12 protein-coding genes are annotated in these 18,878 nt (G+C 61.0%); 8 read left to right on the forward strand and 4 right to left on the reverse strand.

The genetic code is table 11. From position 1 onward, the window contains the following. Positions 1 to 15 precede the first annotated feature (15 nt). A complete protein-coding gene (locus tag IM273_RS13775; RefSeq protein WP_193051679.1) occupies positions 16 to 1,800 on the reverse strand; it encodes a methyl-accepting chemotaxis protein in 1,785 nt (594 codons plus the stop codon). Between the two features lie 106 nt (positions 1,801 to 1,906). Continuing rightward, entirely contained in the window at positions 1,907 to 2,260 is a 354-nt protein-coding gene (locus IM273_RS13780) for a DsrE/DsrF/TusD sulfur relay family protein (protein WP_028013455.1), read from the reverse strand. A 73-nt stretch (positions 2,261 to 2,333) separates the two neighbouring features. Here IM273_RS13780 and nasR point away from each other — a divergent pair, with 73 nt between their 5' ends. From nasR to IM273_RS13815, 7 genes are all read left to right on the forward strand, one after another. Further along, complete coding sequence (nasR, locus tag IM273_RS13785; RefSeq protein WP_193051680.1) at positions 2,334 to 3,518, forward strand: nitrate regulatory protein NasR; 1,185 nt, start codon at positions 2,334 to 2,336, stop codon at positions 3,516 to 3,518. Positions 3,519 to 3,745: 227 nt separating this feature from the next. Beyond that, entirely contained in the window at positions 3,746 to 4,993 is a 1,248-nt protein-coding gene (locus tag IM273_RS13790) for a CmpA/NrtA family ABC transporter substrate-binding protein (RefSeq protein WP_126325878.1), read from the forward strand. 2 nt (positions 4,994 to 4,995) lie between these two features. Next, on the forward strand, positions 4,996 to 5,874 hold the full coding sequence (gene ntrB / locus IM273_RS13795) for a nitrate ABC transporter permease (protein ID WP_028013452.1): 879 nt from the start codon (positions 4,996 to 4,998) through the stop codon (positions 5,872 to 5,874). 9 nt (positions 5,875 to 5,883) lie between these two features. Then, positions 5,884 to 6,672 (forward strand): ABC transporter ATP-binding protein, encoded by a 789-nt coding sequence (locus IM273_RS13800; RefSeq protein ID WP_028013451.1) that lies wholly within the window; start codon positions 5,884 to 5,886, stop codon positions 6,670 to 6,672. A gap of 13 nt (positions 6,673 to 6,685) precedes the next feature. After that, positions 6,686 to 10,672: a nitrite reductase large subunit NirB gene (gene nirB / locus IM273_RS13805; RefSeq protein WP_193051681.1), complete on the forward strand. Its 3,987-nt coding sequence runs from the start codon at positions 6,686 to 6,688 to the stop codon at positions 10,670 to 10,672. Next, positions 10,669 to 13,167: a nitrate reductase gene (locus tag IM273_RS13810; protein ID WP_193051682.1), complete on the forward strand. Its 2,499-nt coding sequence runs from the start codon at positions 10,669 to 10,671 to the stop codon at positions 13,165 to 13,167. The genes nirB and IM273_RS13810 overlap by 4 nt, the downstream gene beginning before the upstream one ends. A 75-nt stretch (positions 13,168 to 13,242) precedes the next feature. After that, on the forward strand, positions 13,243 to 14,649 hold the full coding sequence (locus IM273_RS13815; RefSeq protein WP_059354254.1) for a YchO/YchP family invasin: 1,407 nt from the start codon (positions 13,243 to 13,245) through the stop codon (positions 14,647 to 14,649). 3 nt (positions 14,650 to 14,652) lie between these two features. On the opposite strand, the gene narL is transcribed toward IM273_RS13815, so the two are convergent. After that, entirely contained in the window at positions 14,653 to 15,303 is a 651-nt protein-coding gene (narL, locus tag IM273_RS13820; RefSeq protein WP_003856701.1) for a two-component system response regulator NarL, read from the reverse strand. After that, entirely contained in the window at positions 15,296 to 17,092 is a 1,797-nt protein-coding gene (narX, locus tag IM273_RS13825) for a nitrate/nitrite two-component system sensor histidine kinase NarX (RefSeq protein WP_069732828.1), read from the reverse strand. The genes narL and narX overlap by 8 nt, the downstream gene beginning before the upstream one ends. A 309-nt stretch (positions 17,093 to 17,401) precedes the next feature. Between narX and IM273_RS13830 the strand changes: the two genes are divergently transcribed. Continuing rightward, positions 17,402 to 18,799 (forward strand): NarK family nitrate/nitrite MFS transporter, encoded by a 1,398-nt coding sequence (locus IM273_RS13830; protein ID WP_047364940.1) that lies wholly within the window; start codon positions 17,402 to 17,404, stop codon positions 18,797 to 18,799. Positions 18,800 to 18,878 lie beyond the last annotated feature (79 nt).

Genomic DNA, 18,878 nt, shown 5'->3' on the forward strand with positions numbered 1-18,878 from the left:
CGCGCCTGAAGAAAATTAAATGCGGAAATGGCCGGCGGTTTCAGCAAGGTCGCCCGCCTGGCTTTGCAATGCGCTGGCGGCCGCGGCGGACTGCACCACCAGTTCGGCGTTCTGCTGCACCATTCTGTCGAGATGGGTCACCGCGTGGTTGATCTCGTGAATGCCTTTCATCTGCTCGCTGGTGGCAATCGAGATCTCGCGCATGATGCCGGAGACGCTGCCGATGCTGGAGCGGATCTCATCCATGCTTTCCCCGGCCAGATGCACGTAGCGCGAGCCGGTGGCCACGCTGTCGGTGGTGGAGTCGATAAGCGATTTGATCTCTTTCGCCGCCTGGGCGCTGCGGCTGGCGAGGTTCCGCACTTCACCGGCGACCACGGCGAACCCGCGGCCCTGCTCACCGGCACGCGCCGCCTCGACGGAGGCGTTCAGCGCCAGAATGTTGGTCTGGAAGGCGATGCCGTCGATCACGCTGGTGATATCGCCAATCTTAGCGGACGCCACTTCGATGGACTGCATGGTGCTGATGGCCTGCGAAACCACCTCACCGCCGCGCGCTGCGGCCGCAGAGGCTTTGCTGGCCTGATCGTTGGCTTCTGCTGCCGATTCATTCGACTGGGTGACAGAGGCGGTGATCTCTTCCACGGCGCTGGCGGTTTCGCGAAGGCTGGACGCCGCCTGCTCGGTACGTCCGGAGAGATCCTGGTTACCTGCCGCAATCTCCTGCGCGGCGTTTTTCACCGAGGCGCTGGCGTCGCGGAGCTGAACCATCACCACCGAGAGCTTATCGCTGAAGGCGTTAAACGCCTGCGCAATTTGCGCCACTTCGTCATCGCCGCTGTCCGGCAGGCGCTGGGACAGATCGTTAGTGCCGTTGGCAATGTTGTGCATCGCGTCGCGAATGTCGGACAGGCGCTTCAGCAGGCGGGCAATCAGGACGTGAACAATGGCGCCGCTCAGGAGTGCGAGGATCACCAGCGAAATCGCCGACGCTTTCAGCAGGGAACGCATGCCGGAGGTGGCATCGCTGCTGTCGAGGGCGACGACCAGGAGCCAGTTCGTGCCCGGCACGGCTGAGGCGATAAAGGTTTTTTCCTCGTCATTCAGCGTTCCGTCGACCGGGTTACCGCTCTTCAGCGCCGCAAGGTCGATGCCTTTGATCGTCTCGGCAAACGGCTTCAGCGTCAGGGCCGGCTCGTTGGCGGCAATCACCGTGCCGTCGCTGTTCAGAAGCAACCCGCTGCTGGCCGGCGTGGGGTGGATCCCGCGCACGTTCGCCACCACGCTATCCATAGCGACATCGCCCGCCACCACCGCTTTCAGAGCGCCATTCTCCTTCACCGGCACGGCAAACGTGACCACCAGCTTCCCGGTCCCGGCATCAACGTAGGGTGCCGTTACCACCGGGCCGTCCGTGCTCACCACCTGTTGATACCAGGGACGAACGGTGGGGTCATAATCCGCCGGGACGCCTGTCGGGTCTGAGAATTTCGCCGTCTTGCTGGCGTAGCCCACGTAAACGTTGGTGAAACCGCCCGCCAGGGCAAGCTGCTTAAACGCCGGAACCGGATCGTCAGCCAGCGCGATGCTCTGCGCGGAGGTAATCACCGTCATTTTGCTTTTGACCCAGTCGGCAATCGCCATGTTGTGGCTGGCGCTGGTGCTGGTCAGAATATCGCGCTGGGACTGCTGGTTATCCTGGCGCGTGACCTGGAAGTTAATTACGGTATTGAGAAGAAGGGCGACGACGAGGCAGCCTGTCGTCGCGGCGATAATGCGTGCGCGAATGGATCTGAACATAAGTGAAATACCTGCTGTGTTGTTTCCATGCCTATCGGCAACCCCGCAGGTAAACTTGATGCTGAAACCGCGTCCATAAGAAAATAATATTTTTACGGGTTTATTATTAAAAAGTTAATACTTTATCCGCGGTCAGCGTCCATTCGGCCAGTTCAACCAGCGTACCGATTTCTACGCCCTCGATCAGCGGCAGCCCGGTAATGCCGCGCCCGTCGGTGCAGGTCTTACAGAGTTTTACCGGCACGTCCTGCGCGGTCAGGATCTCCAGCATCTGCTGAATGTTGTAGCCTTCCGCCGGTTTTTGACCCTTCAGCCCGGCGGTCACGGCATCGGACATTAAAAATATCCGCAGTACCAGGTCGCTCTCTTTTTCGCGTAGCGCGATCGCCAGGCGCAGGCTGTTGAAAAGGGATTCGCTGCCATAGGCCGCCCCGTTGGCGACGATCACAATCTTCTGCATGTTGACTCCTGTTCTTATAAAGGCACGAATATTGCTTAATTTCCCCGGAGTTTCGCTGTCCGGGAGAGTAAGCATGACATTAATGGCTGGCATTTCGCCAGGTGCAACCGAATGGCTCCAGCGCGCAAGGCGGATGCGCCGGGAGCAGCTCAGCAGGCTGGCGCAGCTGAACGTGCTGGTGCGCGGTATTAGCCAACTGGTGCATATGCTCCAGTGCGAGCGCGGCGCATCTAACGTCTGGCTCTGCTCACAGGGTAAGCTCTATGCGCCTGAATGCAAAGCCAGCCGGGCGCTGGTGGACGAAAACCTTGCTGCACTGAACGACATTCTTGGAAAACAGTCCGCCTTTCCGGGAAGCGCCGTTTGCGAACGTATCGGCAATGCGCTGCTCACGCTGGAGACGCTTCCTGCGCTGCGCGACGGTGTAAATCGGCAAACGCTGACGGCTCCGCAGGCAATGGAGCACTACTCCCGCATGCTGCGCCACCTGCTCAGTATCGTACCGCAGCTTAATGACAGCATTGACGACCCGCAAATCGCGGGCCGTTTCGTCGCGCTATATAGCCTGATGCAGGGGAAAGAGCTGGCGGGACAAGAGCGGGCCCTGGGGGCGATTGGCTTCACGCAGGGCTTTTTCGAGGATGTGACCCGCCAGCGGCTGGTTGACCGCATTGACGGGCAGCAGGCCTGCTTTGAGATCTTTCTCTCCCACAGCCAGGCCGACGTGCAGACTTCGTTCTCCCTTAATTGTCAGCCCGATCGTGAGACGGAGCAGCTCCGGCGCGTGGCCTGTACCCGCCAGCCTGCCGCAGACAATGGCCATACCGCACTCGCCTGGTTTGCGCTGCAAACGGCGCGGCTGGAGCATCTGCGCGCGCTGGAGGAGACGATCATCGCCGATCTGATGGTCGCGGTGGATGAGCGTATTCGGCGCGACGAGGCATACCCGCTTCCCGGGGATGAACAGGACGATCTGCTGGCGCACTACCCGGATAAACCGCTGCTGACCCTGGTTCGCCAGCAGGCACGAGAGATAGAGCAGCTTTCTCGCCAGCTCGCGTCGCTGCGCGATACGCTTGAGGAGCGCAAAACCATTGATAAAGCCAAAAGCGTGCTGATGACCCACCAGAACATGAGTGAAGAACAGGCCTGGACGACGCTGCGCAAAATGGCGATGGACAAGAACCAGCGCATGGTCGATATCGCCCGCGCGCTGCTTACGGTGAAGAGCGTCTGGCAGGTAACACCAAAGGAGTAGCTGCACAATCAGCGGGCATTTTATGCTTGATTGAGGTGCGCGAACGCGGGCAAAACCCGGTTTTCGGCCCTGAAAGAGGGTCTTCAAACCTGGCACTGGCTTTGCATTATTTAATTAACCATTTTTGACGGTGCGCCAACGGCGGTGCATTTGTCTTCGGGATAAAGGCGTCCAGCGGTGCTTCGGCACGGCGGGCGCTTTTTTTTGGCTTTTTTTCGGGAGCGGTTATGGCGGATTTGTCGAGACGGCGATTTTTGCAGGCCAGCATGCTGGCGAGTGGCGCAGCGCTGTTACCGGGTGTTATGCAGGCTGCCTGGGCGGCTGGCTCAGATAAACCGGAACAGGAGACGGTGCGCGTCGGGTTTATCCCGTTGACCGACTGCGCGCCGGTGGTTATCGCAGCGTTAAAAGGCTTTGATAAAAAATACGGTATCACCATCGTTCCCACCAAAGAGGCGAGCTGGGCGGCGGTGCGCGACAAGCTGGTGGCGGGAGAACTGGACGCCGCACACATTCTTTACGGTCTGCTGTACGGGCTGGAGCTGGGCATCGCCGGCAAGCCGCAGCAGATGGCGAACCTGATGACGCTCAATCAGAACGGCCAGGCCATCACGCTTTCAAGCGATCTGGCGGAGAAGGGCGTTCGCGATCTCGACGGGCTGAAAACGCTGATCGGGCAGCAGGCGCCGGGAACCTACACCTTCGCGCACACCTTCCCGACCGGGACGCATGCCATGTGGCTTTACTACTGGCTGGCCAGCGCGGGCATTAACCCCTTTGACGACGTGCGCACGGTGGTGGTGCCGCCACCGCAGATGGTGATGAACATGCGCATCGGCAACATGGTGGGCTTCTGCGTCGGCGAGCCGTGGAACGCGCGCGCGATTAACGACCGTATCGGCTTTACCGCCGCCACGTCGCAGTCCATCTGGGCCGATCATCCGGAAAAGATCCTCGGCACGCGTCGCGACTGGGTGGAGAAAAAACCGCACACCGCCCGGGCGCTGGTGAGCGCGGTGCTGGAGGCCGCGCGCTGGATCGAGGCGTCCCCGGAAAACAAACGCGAAACCGCGCAGATTCTCTCCCGCCGGGCGTGGCTCAACTGCAAAGAACAGTATCTCACCGGGCGTATGCTCGGCGAGTACGACAACGGCCTGGGCCAGCGCTGGCAGGACGCGCACCCGATCCGCTTCTTCAACGAGGGGGCTGTGAGCTACCCGTATCTCTCCGACGGCATGTGGTTCTTAACCCAGTTCCGCCGCTGGGGCTTGCTCAAAGCCGCGCCGGACTACGCGGGCATCGCGCAGCGCATCAACCAGACCGCGGTCTGGCAGGATGCCGCCACCGCCGTCGGGGGCGTGTCCACGCCGTCATCACCGTTCCGCAGCAGCACGCTGATGGACGGCACCGTCTGGAACGGCACCGATCCGGAAGGGTACGCCAGCCGTTTCGCTATTCACCGTAAAGGGGCCTGATTATGCCGCATCTGCAAAACACGAAACCACAAGAGACGCCAGAGAGCGGGGAAGTGATTGTCCTGCCTCCGGTACAAGTTCGCCGCCGTCCGCCCGCCTTAGCGCGCCGGATGAACGACTTTTTCCAGCGCGTTATCCCGGCGCTGCTCGGCCTCGGGCTGCTGGTGGTGCTCTGGCAACTGGCGGCGATAAACAGCAAAGGCTTCCCGACGCCGCTCAGCACGCTTGATTCCGCCATTACCCTGTTTGCCGACCCGTTTTATCGCGACGGGCCTAACGATATGGGCATTGGCTGGAACGTGCTTGCTTCACTGCAGCGCGTCGCCATCGGCTTTGGCCTGGCAGCGCTGGCGGGTATTCCGCTGGGCTTTTTGATTGGCCGCTTCACCTTTTTCTCGCGCATGTTCAACCCGCTGATTGCGCTTCTGCGGCCGGTCAGCCCGCTGGCCTGGCTGCCCATCGGCCTGCTGCTGTTCCAGAAAGCGGAGCCCGCGTCGAGCTGGACCATTTTCATCTGCTCTATCTGGCCGATGGTGATCAACACCGCCGAAGGCGTGCGCCGCATTCCGCAGGACTACCTCAACGTCGCCCGCGTATTGCAGCTTTCCGAGTGGACGATCATGCGCCGCATACTCTTCCCGGCTGTGCTACCCGCTGTGCTGACCGGGGTGCGCCTCTCCATCGGCATCGCCTGGCTGGTGATTGTCGCCGCCGAGATGCTGACCGGGGGGCTGGGTATCGGCTTCTGGATCTGGAACGAGTGGAACAACCTCAACGTCGAAAACATTCTGATCGCCATCGTCATCATCGGCGTGGTCGGGTTGCTGCTGGAGCAGGGGCTGATGCTGATCGCCCGTCGCTTTAGCTGGCAGGAAAAATAAGGAGCGAACATGAAACCATTAATTCAGGTCCAGGCCGTGAGCCAGCGTTTTTCCACCGCCAGCGGCGAGTTTCTGGCGCTGCAGAACGTCTCTTTTGATATCCACGAGGGCGAAACCGTGAGTCTTATCGGCCACTCCGGCTGCGGCAAGTCGACGCTGCTTAACCTTATCGCCGGGATCGCGCTGCCGACGGAAGGCGGGCTGATTTGCGACAACCGCGAAATCGCCGGGCCGGGGCCCGAGCGCGCGGTGGTGTTCCAGAACCATTCGCTGCTGCCGTGGCTGACCTGCTTCGACAACGTGGCGCTGGCGGTGGATCAGGTGTTCCGTCACACCATGAGCAAGGCCGAGCGCAAAGAGTGGATCGAGCACAACCTCGACCGCGTGCAGATGGGCCACGCGTTGCACAAGCGTCCGGGGGAGATCTCCGGCGGCATGAAGCAGCGCGTCGGGATTGCCCGCGCGCTGGCGATGAAGCCGAAAGTATTGCTGATGGATGAGCCGTTCGGCGCGCTGGATGCGCTGACGCGCGCCCATCTGCAGGACTCGGTGATGCAGATCCAGCAGGCGCTGAACACCACCATCGTGCTCATTACCCACGACGTGGACGAGGCGGTGCTGCTCTCCGATCGCGTGCTGATGATGACCAACGGCCCGGCGGCCACCGTCGGGGAGATCCTGCGCGTTGACCTGCCGCGCCCGCGCAACCGGGTGCAGCTGGCGGAAGACAGCCGCTATCACCACATGCGCCAGCAGATCCTCCATTTCCTCTACGAAAAACAGCCGAAAGCGGCGTAACGAGGGGGCGTTGATGCGACTGGTCATTATCGGGAATGGCATGGCGGCAACCCGGCTGATTGCTTCGCTCACCGGGCGAGCTTCCGGTCGGTTCGCTATCACCGTCATCGGTGACGAGCCGGAGCATGCCTATAACCGCATCCAGCTTTCGCCGGTGCTGGGAGGGGAAAAAACGGCTGCGGGCATCTGCCTTCAGGATGACCACTGGTACCAGGAGCGCGGCGTGACGGTGCTGCGGGGCGAAAAGGCACTCGCCGTGAACGTGGACGCGCGGGAAGTGCAAACCACCGCCCGCACGCTGGGCTGGGATGCGCTGGTATTTGCCACCGGGTCAACGCCGTTTGTGCCGCCGATTCCTGGGGGCGATGCGCCGCACGTCTTCACGTTCCGTACCCTGGAGGATACCCGCGCCATTCAGGCGATCGCCGGTCCGGCGGTGGTGCTGGGGGGCGGCGTGCTCGGCGTAGAGACGGCGGCAGCGCTGGCTCGTTCAGGTGACAACGTCACGCTCGTTCATCGCGGCCCGTGGCTGATGGAGCAGCAGCTGGACCAGCAGGCGGGCGTACTGCTTGAAGAGGCGCTGGCGGCGCGGGGCGTGCGCTCTGAACTCGCCTCCGGCATCGCGGCGATTAACGGGAATAGCGTGACGCTGTTCAACGGACGCCGCGTCGCCGCTGCGCGCGTGGTGCTGGCGACCGGCGTGCAGCCCAACGTCGCGCTGGCGCGGGCCAGCGATGTTCGCTGCGCGCGCGGCATCGTGGTGGATAGCCAGATGCGGACCTCCGCACCGGATGTCTACGCCATTGGCGAGTGCTGCGAAATTGACGGCCAGACCTTTGGCCTGGTCGCCCCCTGTATGACGCAGGCGGATATTCTCGCCGCGCGGCTGGCGGGCGACACAGCCGCGCCGTTTGCCCTCACCGACAACGGCGTGCGCCTCAAGGTGACGGGCGTGGAGCTGTTCAGCCTCGGGCGCACGGCGGTGCAGGAGGACGATGTGGTCTGGAGTTCCTGGGATCCGCTAACCCGTCACTATCGTCGGTTACTGATCCATCAGGGTGCGCTGGCTGGCGTGCTGCTGATGGGCGACTGCCGCAGCGCGGCAACATTTACCGATTTACTGGCAACGGCTGCGCCCGCACGCGCGGACTGGCTGTTCGATCGTTTCACTACGCAACCGCAGGTTGCAGGACAGAACGCTATGACAAAACCTACTCTGGTGGTGGTTGGGCACGGTATGGTCGGCCATCATTTTCTCGAAGACTGCGTTAACCGCAATCTGCATCAGCAGTATCAGATCGTTGTCTTTGGTGAGGAGCGCTATGCCGCCTATGACCGCGTGCATCTGTCGGAATACTTTGGCGGCCGAAGCGCGGCGTCGCTCTCGCTGGTGGAGGGAGAGTTCTTTGCCGATAACGGCATTGAGCTGCGCCTCTCGCAGCAGATCGTCGCTATCGATCGCGACGCGCGCGTGGTGCGTACCGCCAGCGGGCATGAGACCCACTGGGACAAGCTGGTGCTGGCGACCGGCTCATACCCGTTCGTACCACCGGTACCGGGCAACGATCTGCCGGGCTGCTTTGTCTACCGCACCCTTGACGACCTGGACAACATAGCGGCCCACGCGGCGGGCTCGCGTCGTGGCGTGGTGATTGGCGGCGGCCTGCTCGGGCTGGAAGCCGCTAATGCTCTGAAACAGCTCGGGCTGGAAACCCACGTGGTGGAGTTTGCGCCCAATCTGATGGCGGTGCAGCTTGATAATGACGGCGCGGCGATGCTGCGCAGGAAAATCGAGGCGCTGGGCGTTGGCGTTCACACCAGTAAAGCCACCACGGAAATTGCTGCGACGGACGACGGGCTGGTGCTGCGCTTCGCCGACGGTGAACAGCTGGAAACGGACATGGTGGTCTTCTCTGCCGGTATTCGTCCTCAGGACGCGCTGGCGCGCAGCAGCGGGCTGGCTATTGGCGAGCGCGGCGGGATCTGCATTGATGACGCCTGCCGGACCTCCGATTCGAACGTGCTTGCCATCGGTGAATGCGTCCTGTGGGAGGGGAAAATCTTTGGCCTGGTGGCGCCGGGCTACCAGATGGCGCGCGTGGCCGCCGCCGCGCTCGCGGGCGAAGATAAGACCTTCACCGGGGCAGATATGAGCACTAAGCTCAAGCTGCTCGGCGTGGACGTGGCGTCGTTTGGCGATGCTCACGGGCGCACGCCGGGGGCGCTAAGCTACCAGTGGACGCACGGCCCGCAGCAAATCTACAAGAAAATCGTGGTCAGCCACGACGGCCAAACGCTGCTCGGCGGCGTGCTGGTGGGCGATGCCAGCGAATACGCCACGCTGGTGCAGATGATGCTTAACGGCATCAGCCTGCCGAAAGAGCCGGAAACGCTGATACTACCCGCGTTGTCAGGCAGCGCGCCAAAAGCGCTGGGCGTGGCGGCGCTGCCGGAAAGCGCGCAGATCTGTTCGTGTCATAACGTCAGCAAAGGCGATATCTGCCGGGCGGTGAGCGCGGGCGCAGCGGATATCGGCGCCGTTAAGCAGTGCACCAAAGCGGCGACCGGCTGCGGGGGCTGCAGCGCGCTGGTGAAGCAGGTGATGGAGTTCCAGCTTGCCGAGCAGGGCGTGGAGGTGAAAAAGGACATCTGCGAACACTTCCCGTACTCGCGCCAGGAGATTTACCATCTGGTACGCGTCAACCATATCCGAACCTTCGACCAGCTTATCAGCCGCTACGGTCAGGGGCACGGGTGCGAGATCTGTAAGCCGCTGGTGGGGTCCGTGCTGGCCTCCTGCTGGAATGAGTATCTGCTCAAACCGGCGCACCTGCCGTTGCAGGATACCAACGACCGATACTTCGCCAATATCCAGAAGGACGGGACGTATTCCATCGTGCCGCGCATGCCCGCAGGAGAAGTGACCGCCGACGGGCTGATCGCCATCGGCCAGATTGCGAAACGCTACGGCCTGTACAGCAAAATCACCGGCGGGCAGCGTATCGACCTGTTTGGCGCCACCCTGGAACAGCTGCCTGAGATCTGGCAGGCGCTGGTGGAGGCCGGGTTTGAAACCGGGCACGCTTACGGGAAATCCCTGCGCACGGTGAAATCCTGCGTCGGGTCGACCTGGTGCCGCTACGGCGTGCAGGATTCCACTGGTCTCGCGGTCAGGCTGGAGCACCGCTACAAGGGCCTGCGCGCCCCGCACAAAATCAAAATGGCCGTTTCCGGCTGCACCCGCGAGTGCGCGGAGGCGCAGAGCAAGGACGTGGGGGTAATTGCCACGGACAAAGGCTGGAACCTCTATCTGTGCGGCAACGGCGGGATGAAGCCTCGCCATGCGGATCTCTTCGCCAGCGATCTGGATGACGAAACGCTGATCCGCACCGTAGACCGTTTCCTGATGTTCTACATCCGCACGGCGGATCGCCTGCAGCGCACCAGTACCTGGATGGACAACCTGGAGGGCGGCCTCGACTATCTGCGTGAGGTGATCCTCAACGACAGTCTCGGCATCGCCCACGAGCTTGAGCAGGAGATGGCCCGGGTAGTCGAGACGTACCAATGCGAATGGCAAACCACGCTCAACGATCCTGACCGCCTGGCGCTGTTCCGCACCGCGGTGAACGTCGCGCCGTCGGACGAAAGCAAGCGCTGGCAGGAAATCTGCGGCATTGACGATATCCCGGAGCAGGCGGGCATTGGCGCGCGTCTTGGCCGTAAACCGATCGCGCTGTTCCGCTTTGGCACGTCCGTTTATGCCCTGGACGACCTGGAGCCGGGCAGCAGTGCGAATGTGCTGTCACGCGGCATCCTCGGCGATGCGGCGGGCGAACCGGTGGTTATTTCTCCGCTCTACAAGCAGCGCATTCGCCTGCGCGACGGCTGTCAGGTGGAGAACGGCGAACCCGCGGTGCGCGCCTGGCCGGTCAAAATTGAAAATGGCAAGGTGTGGGTCGGCAACGAAGAGCTGGTGATGCGCGCGGAGGCCTCATGACGGAAACCAGGACAACGTGCCCCTACTGCGGGGTCGGCTGCGGCGTGATCGCCAGCGTGGAGGATGGAGCGGTCAGCGTTCGGGGGGACGACACCCACCCTGCAAACTTTGGCCGCCTGTGCGTGAAAGGATCGGCCCTGGGGGAGACAACGGGCTTGCAGGGGCGATTGCTGTACCCCGTTGTCGATGGACTTGAGGTGGACTGGTCCCAGGCGCTGAACGCGGCGGGCGAGCGACTGCGGGAGATCATCGACACATGGGGGCCACGGGCGGTGGCGTTTTACGCCTCCGGCCAGCTGTTAACCGAGGACTACTATGCCGCCAACAAGCTGATGAAAGGGTTTATCGGCGCGGCGAACATCGATACCAACTCCCGGCTCTGCATGTCCTCGGCGGTGGTGGGCTACAGGCGCGCCTTTGGCGAAGACGTGGTGCCGTGCAGCTACGAGGATGTGGAAAACAGCGATCTGGTGGTGCTGGCCGGCTCGAACGCGGCCTGGACGCATCCGGTGCTCTATCAGCGCCTGGTGCAGGCAAAGCACAACAACCCGCAGATGAAGGTGGTGGTGATTGACCCGCGTAAAACCGCTACCTGCGATATTGCCGACCTGCATCTGGCGCTTAAACCCGGCAGCGACGCCGGGCTGTTTGTGGGGTTGCTCAATCTGATCCAGGGCACTGATGAGTGGCCGATTGCCCGCGTGGCGGCGTTTTGCGACCTTCCGGCAGAGGATATTGGTACCTTTTACGACTGGTTTGTTACCGTGCCTCGCGCCATTACGCTCTACACCATGGGGATCAACCAGTCCTCCAGCGGCAGCGACAAGTGCAGCGCCATCATTAACGTGCATCTTGCCAGCGGGAAGTTCAACCGTCCGGGCTGCGGCCCATTTTCGCTGACCGGACAGCCAAACGCCATGGGCGGCCGGGAAGTGGGCGGGCTGGCGAACCAGCTGGCGGCGCATATGAGCTTCGAGCCGGACGATCTTTCGCGGGTGGCGCGTTTCTGGGGAACGGAACGGCTGGCGCAGACGCCGGGGCTGATGGCGGTGGAACTGTTTGACGCCATCGCCCGCGGCGAGGTGAAGGCGGTGTGGATCATGGGCACCAATCCTGCCGTATCGCTGCCGGACAGCCACGCGGTGTGTCAGGCGCTGGCGGCCTGTCCGCTGGTAATTGTCTCTGAGGTGATGAAAGATACCGACACCAGCCGGTTCGCCCATATCCGTTTTCCGGCGCTGGGCTGGGGGGAGAAGGACGGCACGGTGACCAATTCCGAGCGGCGCATTTCGCGCCAGCGCGCGTTTCTGCCCGCGCCGGGTGAGGCGAAGCCGGACTGGTGGATCGTGGCTCAGATTGCAAAACGGCTGGGCTACGGCGAGGCCTTTGCCTGGCAACATCCGCAGGAGATTTTTTGCGAACATGCGGCGCTGACGGCGTTTGAAAATGACGGTGCGCGGGCGTTGAACCTTCAGGAACTGGCGGGGTTAACCCGTGAAGCGTGGGAGACGCTTGAGCCGTACCAGTGGCCGACGGGAAATTTACCGCGTCGAAACGTAGTGCCTGTCGATCCGCTGCCGCACGGCGCGACGGCTACCGCGCTATACCCGGCGATCCTCAACACTGGCCGTATCCGCGACCAGTGGCACACCATGACCCGTACGGGATACGTGCCCCGGCTGATGCAGCATATCGCGGAGCCGTTTGTTGAGGTCTGCGCCGCAGACGCCATTCGGTTTTCACTGTGCGACGGCCAGCTGGCGCGGATCGGCTCGCCGCGCGGCGTGATGGTGGCCAGAGTACGAATCAACGACGGAATACGGGAAGGCGAAGCGTTTGCTCCTATGCACTGGAACGCTGAGTTTGCCCGCCAGGGAAAGGTTAACGCGCTGGTGGAAGGGCGCATCGATCCGGCTTCCGGGCAGCCGGAGAGTAAGCAAACCGCCGTCAGAATCATGCCCTGGCAGCCCGCCTGGCAGGGGGAGCTCTATGCCCGGGAATGGCCGGAAATCCCCTCTTGGGTTCACTGGTGGCGTAAAGCCTCGCGAATGACGATAGCGGGTGAAAAGCCGCTGCTGTCGTGGGTCATGGACTATGCCAGCGGCCGGGGCTGGCAGCTGCAGGTTGCGCAAACCGGGGAACGCAGCAGCGTACTGGCCTGGCATAACGGCCATCTGATGCTGGGTTTCTGGGAAGGGACCGCCTTGCCCGATCTGGCGCACCCGGTGATAGAAGCCGCTTTTCAGTCACCACCCTCGACACCCGCTGAGCGCCATGCGCTGCTGAACGGGCAGGGCGTGGGGAAGGTTACAGATCCGGGGCGCATCATCTGCAGCTGTTTCAGCGTTGGAGAAAACGCGATACGGGAGGCGATTGCCGGAGGCTGCGGTTCCGTTACCGCGCTGGGGGCGACGCTACGGTGCGGCACGAACTGCGGTTCGTGCGTGCCTGAGCTCAAAACAATGTTTCAGGAAATTCCGGAAAATTCCCCGTAAAGCTGCAAAGAGGGAGAAATCACGTTAAGGTACCTGGTGTTCTTACGTAAGCACCGGGTAATTCTTACGACATTGATGACTGTTTCTCCCCCTTTCCGAACGCTGGTTTTACTCTCCCTTGTTACTGCCGGAGCCGTTCACGGTGCGCCGAATTCCTTTATCCAGCAGGCACAAAATCCCTTTGATAATAACGGGGATAATCTCCCCGATCTCGGTATGGCAGCCCCCACCGGGGAAGGGGAAAAGCATCTCGCCGAAATGGCGAAAGCCTTTGGTGAAGCCAGTATGACCGACAACGGCCTGACTACGGGCGAGCAGGCGCGGCAGTTTGCCTTTGGTCAGGTGCGCGACGCGGTGAGCGGCGAGGTGAACCAGCAGATTGAATCCTGGCTGTCACCCTGGGGGAATGCCAGCGTCAATTTGCTGGTGGATAACGACGGGAAATTCAACGGCAGCAGTGGGAGCTGGTTTATCCCCTGGAACGATAACAACCGTTACCTGAGCTGGAGCCAGCTCGGCCTGACGCAGCAGACGGATGGCCTGGTCAGTAACGCCGGAATCGGCCAGCGCTGGGTGGCCGGAAAATGGCTGCTGGGCTACAACACCTTTTACGACAATCTGCTGGATGAGAACCTGCAGCGTGCCGGGCTGGGTGCGGAGGTGTGGGGAGAAAATCTGCGCCTGTCGGCTAACTATTATCAGCCTTTTGCCGGCTGGCGCGACAGCTCTGACGTCCAGGAGCAGCGCATGGCGCGGGGATATGACGTGACCGCCAAAGCCTGGCTGCCGTGGTTTCATCACCTGAACACCAGCGTCAGCTTTGAGCAATATTTTGGCGACAACGTTGACCTCTTCAACAGCGGAACCGGGTATCACAACCCGGTGGCGGTCAATCTCGGGCTTAACTATACCCCCGTGCCGCTGGTGACGTTGACCGCCGGGCATAAGCAGGGCGAAAGCGGAGAGAGCCAGAATAACCTCGGGCTGAAGCTCAACTATCGCTTCGGCGTGCCGCTGGTTAAGCAGCTCTCCGCCGGAGAGGTCGCGGCCACGCGATCCCTGCGCGGAAGCCGCTATGACTCGCCGGAGCGTAACAGCCTGCCGGTGATGGAGTTCCGCCAGCGTAAAACGCTCTCCGTCTGGCTGGCAACCCCGCCGTGGGATCTCAAAGGGGGCGAAACCGTCATGCTGAAGCTGCAGGTTCGCAGCACTCACGGAATTCGTCAGATCCACTGGCAGGGTGATACCCAGGCATTGAGCCTGACGTCCCCGGGTAAAAGTGACAGCACCGACGGCTGGAGCGTGATCATGCCTGCCTGGAATGACGCTGAAGGGGCGACAAACCGCTGGCATCTCTCGGCGGTGGTGGAAGATGCGAAGGGCCAGCGCGTCTCATCCAATGAGATCACGCTCGCTGTGGTGCAGCCGCTGGTCGCATTACCTGACGACGACCCGCGCTGGAAGCTGCTGCCGGATGAGTAATGCTTAAAAAATACGTTCCTGATGGACCCACACCGCGGCTTCAACGCGGGATTTTAGCTTCATTTTCTTGAGCATATGCTTCACGTGCACTTTAACCGTGCTTTCGGTGATATCCAGGCGGCGGGCGATCATTTTGTTCGGCAGGCCCTGGGCAATCAGCTTCAGAATATCGCGTTCGCGCGGGGTTAACTGGCTGACGTCGCGGTCAGAGGTGGCGCGGTTCGCCCGCAGGCTGGCGGCCAGCACCGGCGTCAGGGCCTCGCTCAGCACCATCTCGCCTGCGGCGGCCTGCTGCAGCGCCTTCAGCAGGTCTTCTGGCTCCATATCCTTCAGCAGATAGCCATCCGCGCCGCGCTTCAGCGCCGTGACCACATCCTCTTCGTGGTTGGAGACGCTAAAGACCACCACGCGACCGGAAAGGGATTTCTCGCGCAACTTGTCGAGGGTTTCCAGACCGTTCATGCCGGGCATGTTGAGATCGAGCAGGATCAGATCCGGATCGAGGGATTCGGCCAGCTCAATACCCTGTTCACCGTTGCTGGCTTCGCCCACCACGGTAATGTCGGGTGCCATGCTGACCAGCTGTTTTACGCCAGTACGCAGCATCGGATGGTCGTCGATCAACAGGATGGATGCCGGTTCCTGATTAGTCATGGGTTTCTCCTTGAGCAGTTGTAAGCGGTTTTTCGGGAATAAAGGTGACCACAACTTCCGTGCCACCCGTCTCTCTCCGTCGAACCTGGCAATCACCGCGCAGGCTTTGGGCGCGGTCTCGCATAATGATTAAACCATAGTGGTTAGTGCGTTCGGCATTTTCCGGCACGCCGCGACCGTTGTCGTGAACCGTCAGCCTGACCTGATTAGCGTGCTGGCTGACGGTAACCGTAACCGCCGTCGCTTCAGCGTGTTTGAGCACGTTGCTCAGCGCTTCGCGGGCGATCTGCAGCAGATGAATCGCCTGATGGGAAGGGACAAACCGCGGCGGCAGCTGGTAATCCAGCTTCACCGGGAAGCCAAGCCGGGCACTAAATTCCTGGCAGCTGGATTCCAGCGCCGGGCGCAGCCCCGGCTCGGTCAGCTGCAGGCGGAAGGTGGTCAGCAGCTCGCGCAGCTGTATCCAGGAGGTGTTCAGCTCGTTGCGGATCTGGCTCAGCAGCTGTTTGTTGCTTTCCGGCATTTCCGCGTCCTGCATCTGCAGGCAGCTCACCTGCATTTTCATACAGGAGAGCGACTGGGCGATAGAGTCGTGGAGCTCGCGGGCGATGGTCGCGCGCTCTTCCATGACGATCAGCTGCTGCTGTTTTTCCTGGTGCCTGTCGAGCGCCAGCGTGGCCGTTAGCTGTTCAACCAGGGTGTCTACCAGCTGCTGCTGGTCGTGGCTCAGATGACGTCCGGCTGGCAGGGTGGCCAGCAGAATACCGTACTGGGTGTGGCTGTCCGTCAGCCGCCACTTCAGGGTAGTGCCGCCAGAAGCCTGCAGCGGCAGGCCGCGCGGGCACAGGTGGCAGCCTTTATCATCGCAGGACATGTCGGACTGACAGGTAAACTCCTGATGATTATCTTCATCTTCCACATCGTAAACCCGCAGCTCCAGGTCATGCAGCAGGGTCAGATTTTGCAGGCCGTTAAGCACCGGCGAAAGGCGTTCACATAGCGGCACTTGCATGTGCAGCCGACGGTTGGCTTGCCACAGGAAGGAGAGGATCTCATTTTTCTGCTCCAGCCCGGCGGTTTTTTCCTGCACGCGCTGCTCCAGCACCGCGTAGCTTTCGGAGAGCTCCGCCGACATGGTGTTCAGCGCCTGGCCGAGCATGGCCATCTCGTTGCGGCCGCTGATGTGCGTGCGCTGGGTAAAATCTCTGTTCGTTACGGCGCGCGCCATCGCCAGCAGCTGTTTCCAGGGATTCAGCAGCCGCGCCCGGAGCCAGATAATGGTGAAGATCAGCAGCAGGCCCATAAACAGCGCCATGGCACGGTGTACCATTACCACCCGGTCGATGCGTAATTCGGTGGTTTGGTCGAAAGAGGAGACCAGCGCGTCAATGCGGGAGACGAAACCCGCTACGTCCTGCGCAACGGTTTCGGTGCTGCGCGCCTGTTTCAGACCGGGTTCCAGCTGGGTGTGCCAGTAGCCCTGCAGGGCTTTCAGCTGGGACTGCTGGCCGGCGCGAATGGCGGCGTTTTCCAGTTCGGGGCTGAAGGCCGTGCGCTCCATTTCATCAATTAAGGGCCGATCGTCCTGCGTCAGGGGGACCGACGCCAGCAGACGATAACTCTGCATGCGTAGAGAACCTGCCTCGTTGATGGCATGTGCATTACCCTGTACCCCTTGTACCAGCCAGCCGGAAATCGCCATGCCGGCCACGCCAAGGGCGGTAGACAGCAAAACAATCAGGGCTAGCTGATTGACGAGAGTCAGCGGTGATAAACATCTTTTTAACATAGAGTTGCCGGGCTCCTGACGTGGCCTGCTTGCAGGAATGGCGCTATTCTGGTGCATACCCTGGAGTATACCCATACCAATAAAGGATTACCCCTAAATTGCCAACGGAGTATAGGTGAAGAAGCGGTGGTAGCAAGGAACCTTCAGTGCAGTGAAAAACCACGTCTTTTTTACCGAATTATCCTACTCACTAAGGATAACCCCTTTTTTTGCGCCGCAAATCCCCGCACTTTTCCTTTGATTTATATCAACTTACCGCCGCCCTAAAACCCTAATGTTTGCAGCATCATTCGAGAATCAGAGGTGTCTATGAGTCACTCATCCGCTCCCGAAAGGGAAAATGGTGCCGTTATTACAGACTGGCGTCCAGAGGATCCGGCGTTCTGGCAACAGCGCGGCCATCGTGTAGCAAGCCGGAATCTGTGGATTTCCGTTCCGTGTCTGCTTTTAGCGTTTTGCGTATGGATGTTGTTTAGCGCGGTCGCGGTAAACCTGCCGAAAGTAGGGTTTACGTTCACGACCGATCAGCTGTTTATGCTTACCGCATTGCCGTCGCTGTCTGGCGCGCTGCTGCGTGTCCCTTACGCGTTTATGGTCCCGGTATTCGGTGGACGTCGCTGGACGGCGTTCAGTACGGGCATCATGATCGTCCCTTGCGTGTGGCTAGGTTTCGCGGTGCAGGATACCTCCACGCCGTTCAGCGTGTTCGTGATTATCTCCCTGCTGTGCGGTTTCGCCGGCGCTAACTTCGCCTCCAGCATGGCGAACATCAGCTTCTTCTTCCCGAAAGCGAAGCAGGGCGGCGCGCTGGGTATTAACGGCGGTCTGGGCAACATGGGCGTAAGCGTGATGCAGTTGATTGCGCCGCTGGCGATCTCTGTTTCTATTTTTGCCGCCTTCGGTGGCGGCGGCGTTGAGCAGGCGGATGGTTCTTCCCTCTACCTGCAGAACGCGGCCTGGATTTGGGTTCCGTTCCTGGTGGTGTTCACCCTCGCTGCGTGGTTCTTTATGAACGATCTGAGCGCGTCGAAAGCATCCCTGAGCGAGCAGCTTCCGGTGCTGAAGCGTGGACACCTGTGGGTGATGGCGCTGCTGTATCTGGCTACCTTCGGTTCGTTTATCGGCTTCTCAGCGGGCTTTGCCATGCTGTCGAAAACCCAGTTCCCGGACGTGCAGATCCTGCAATTCGCCTTCTTCGGTCCGTTCATTGGCGCACTGGCGCGTTCGCTGGGCGGCATGATCTCTGACCGTCTGGGCGGGACTCGCGTTACGCTGGTGAACTTTATTGTGATGGCAGTCTTCTGCGCGCTGCTGTTCCTGACGCTGCCTTCTGACGGGCAGGGCGGTAACTTCTTTGCCTTCTTCGGCGTGTTTATGGTGCTGTTCCTGACGGCCGGGTTGGGGAGTGCTTCCACCTTCCAGATGATCTCCGTGATCTTCCGCAAGCTGACGATGGATCGCGTGAAAGCGCAGGGCGGAAGCGAAGAGCAGGCTATGCGTGAAGCGGCGACGGATACGGCTGCGGCCCTGGGCTTTATCTCGGCTATTGGCGCAATTGGCGGCTTCTTTATTCCGAAAGCGTTCGGCATCTCGCTTGACCTGACCGGATCTCCGGCTGGCGCCATGAAAGTCTTCCTCGTCTTCTATATCGCCTGCGTCGTGATTACGTGGCTGGTATATGGCCGTAATACCAAGAAAAATAAGTAAGTGTGATTATCCGTTAACGCGGCCTTCGGGCCGCGTTTTTTTTCGACTGAATAATAGTTACAACATACTGAAAGCTTTT

It is taken from the genome of Enterobacter cloacae complex sp. P13B (genome assembly GCF_014895915.1).
GTDB classification, from domain to species: domain Bacteria; phylum Pseudomonadota; class Gammaproteobacteria; order Enterobacterales; family Enterobacteriaceae; genus Enterobacter; species Enterobacter bugandensis.

Coding starts and splice junctions, on each gene's coding strand:
- IM273_RS13775 (WP_193051679.1), bottom strand. CDS start 1,800: ATGTTCAGATCCATTCGCGCACGCATTATCGCCGCGACGACAGGCTGC.
- IM273_RS13780 (WP_028013455.1), bottom strand. CDS start 2,260: ATGCAGAAGATTGTGATCGTCGCCAACGGGGCGGCCTATGGCAGCGAA.
- nasR (WP_193051680.1), top strand. CDS start 2,334: ATGACATTAATGGCTGGCATTTCGCCAGGTGCAACCGAATGGCTCCAG.
- IM273_RS13790 (WP_126325878.1), top strand. CDS start 3,746: ATGGCGGATTTGTCGAGACGGCGATTTTTGCAGGCCAGCATGCTGGCG.
- ntrB (WP_028013452.1), top strand. CDS start 4,996: ATGCCGCATCTGCAAAACACGAAACCACAAGAGACGCCAGAGAGCGGG.
- IM273_RS13800 (WP_028013451.1), top strand. CDS start 5,884: ATGAAACCATTAATTCAGGTCCAGGCCGTGAGCCAGCGTTTTTCCACC.
- nirB (WP_193051681.1), top strand. CDS start 6,686: ATGCGACTGGTCATTATCGGGAATGGCATGGCGGCAACCCGGCTGATT.
- IM273_RS13810 (WP_193051682.1), top strand. CDS start 10,669: ATGACGGAAACCAGGACAACGTGCCCCTACTGCGGGGTCGGCTGCGGC.
- IM273_RS13815 (WP_059354254.1), top strand. CDS start 13,243: ATGACTGTTTCTCCCCCTTTCCGAACGCTGGTTTTACTCTCCCTTGTT.
- narL (WP_003856701.1), bottom strand. CDS start 15,303: ATGACTAATCAGGAACCGGCATCCATCCTGTTGATCGACGACCATCCG.
- narX (WP_069732828.1), bottom strand. CDS start 17,092: ATGTTAAAAAGATGTTTATCACCGCTGACTCTCGTCAATCAGCTAGCC.
- IM273_RS13830 (WP_047364940.1), top strand. CDS start 17,402: ATGAGTCACTCATCCGCTCCCGAAAGGGAAAATGGTGCCGTTATTACA.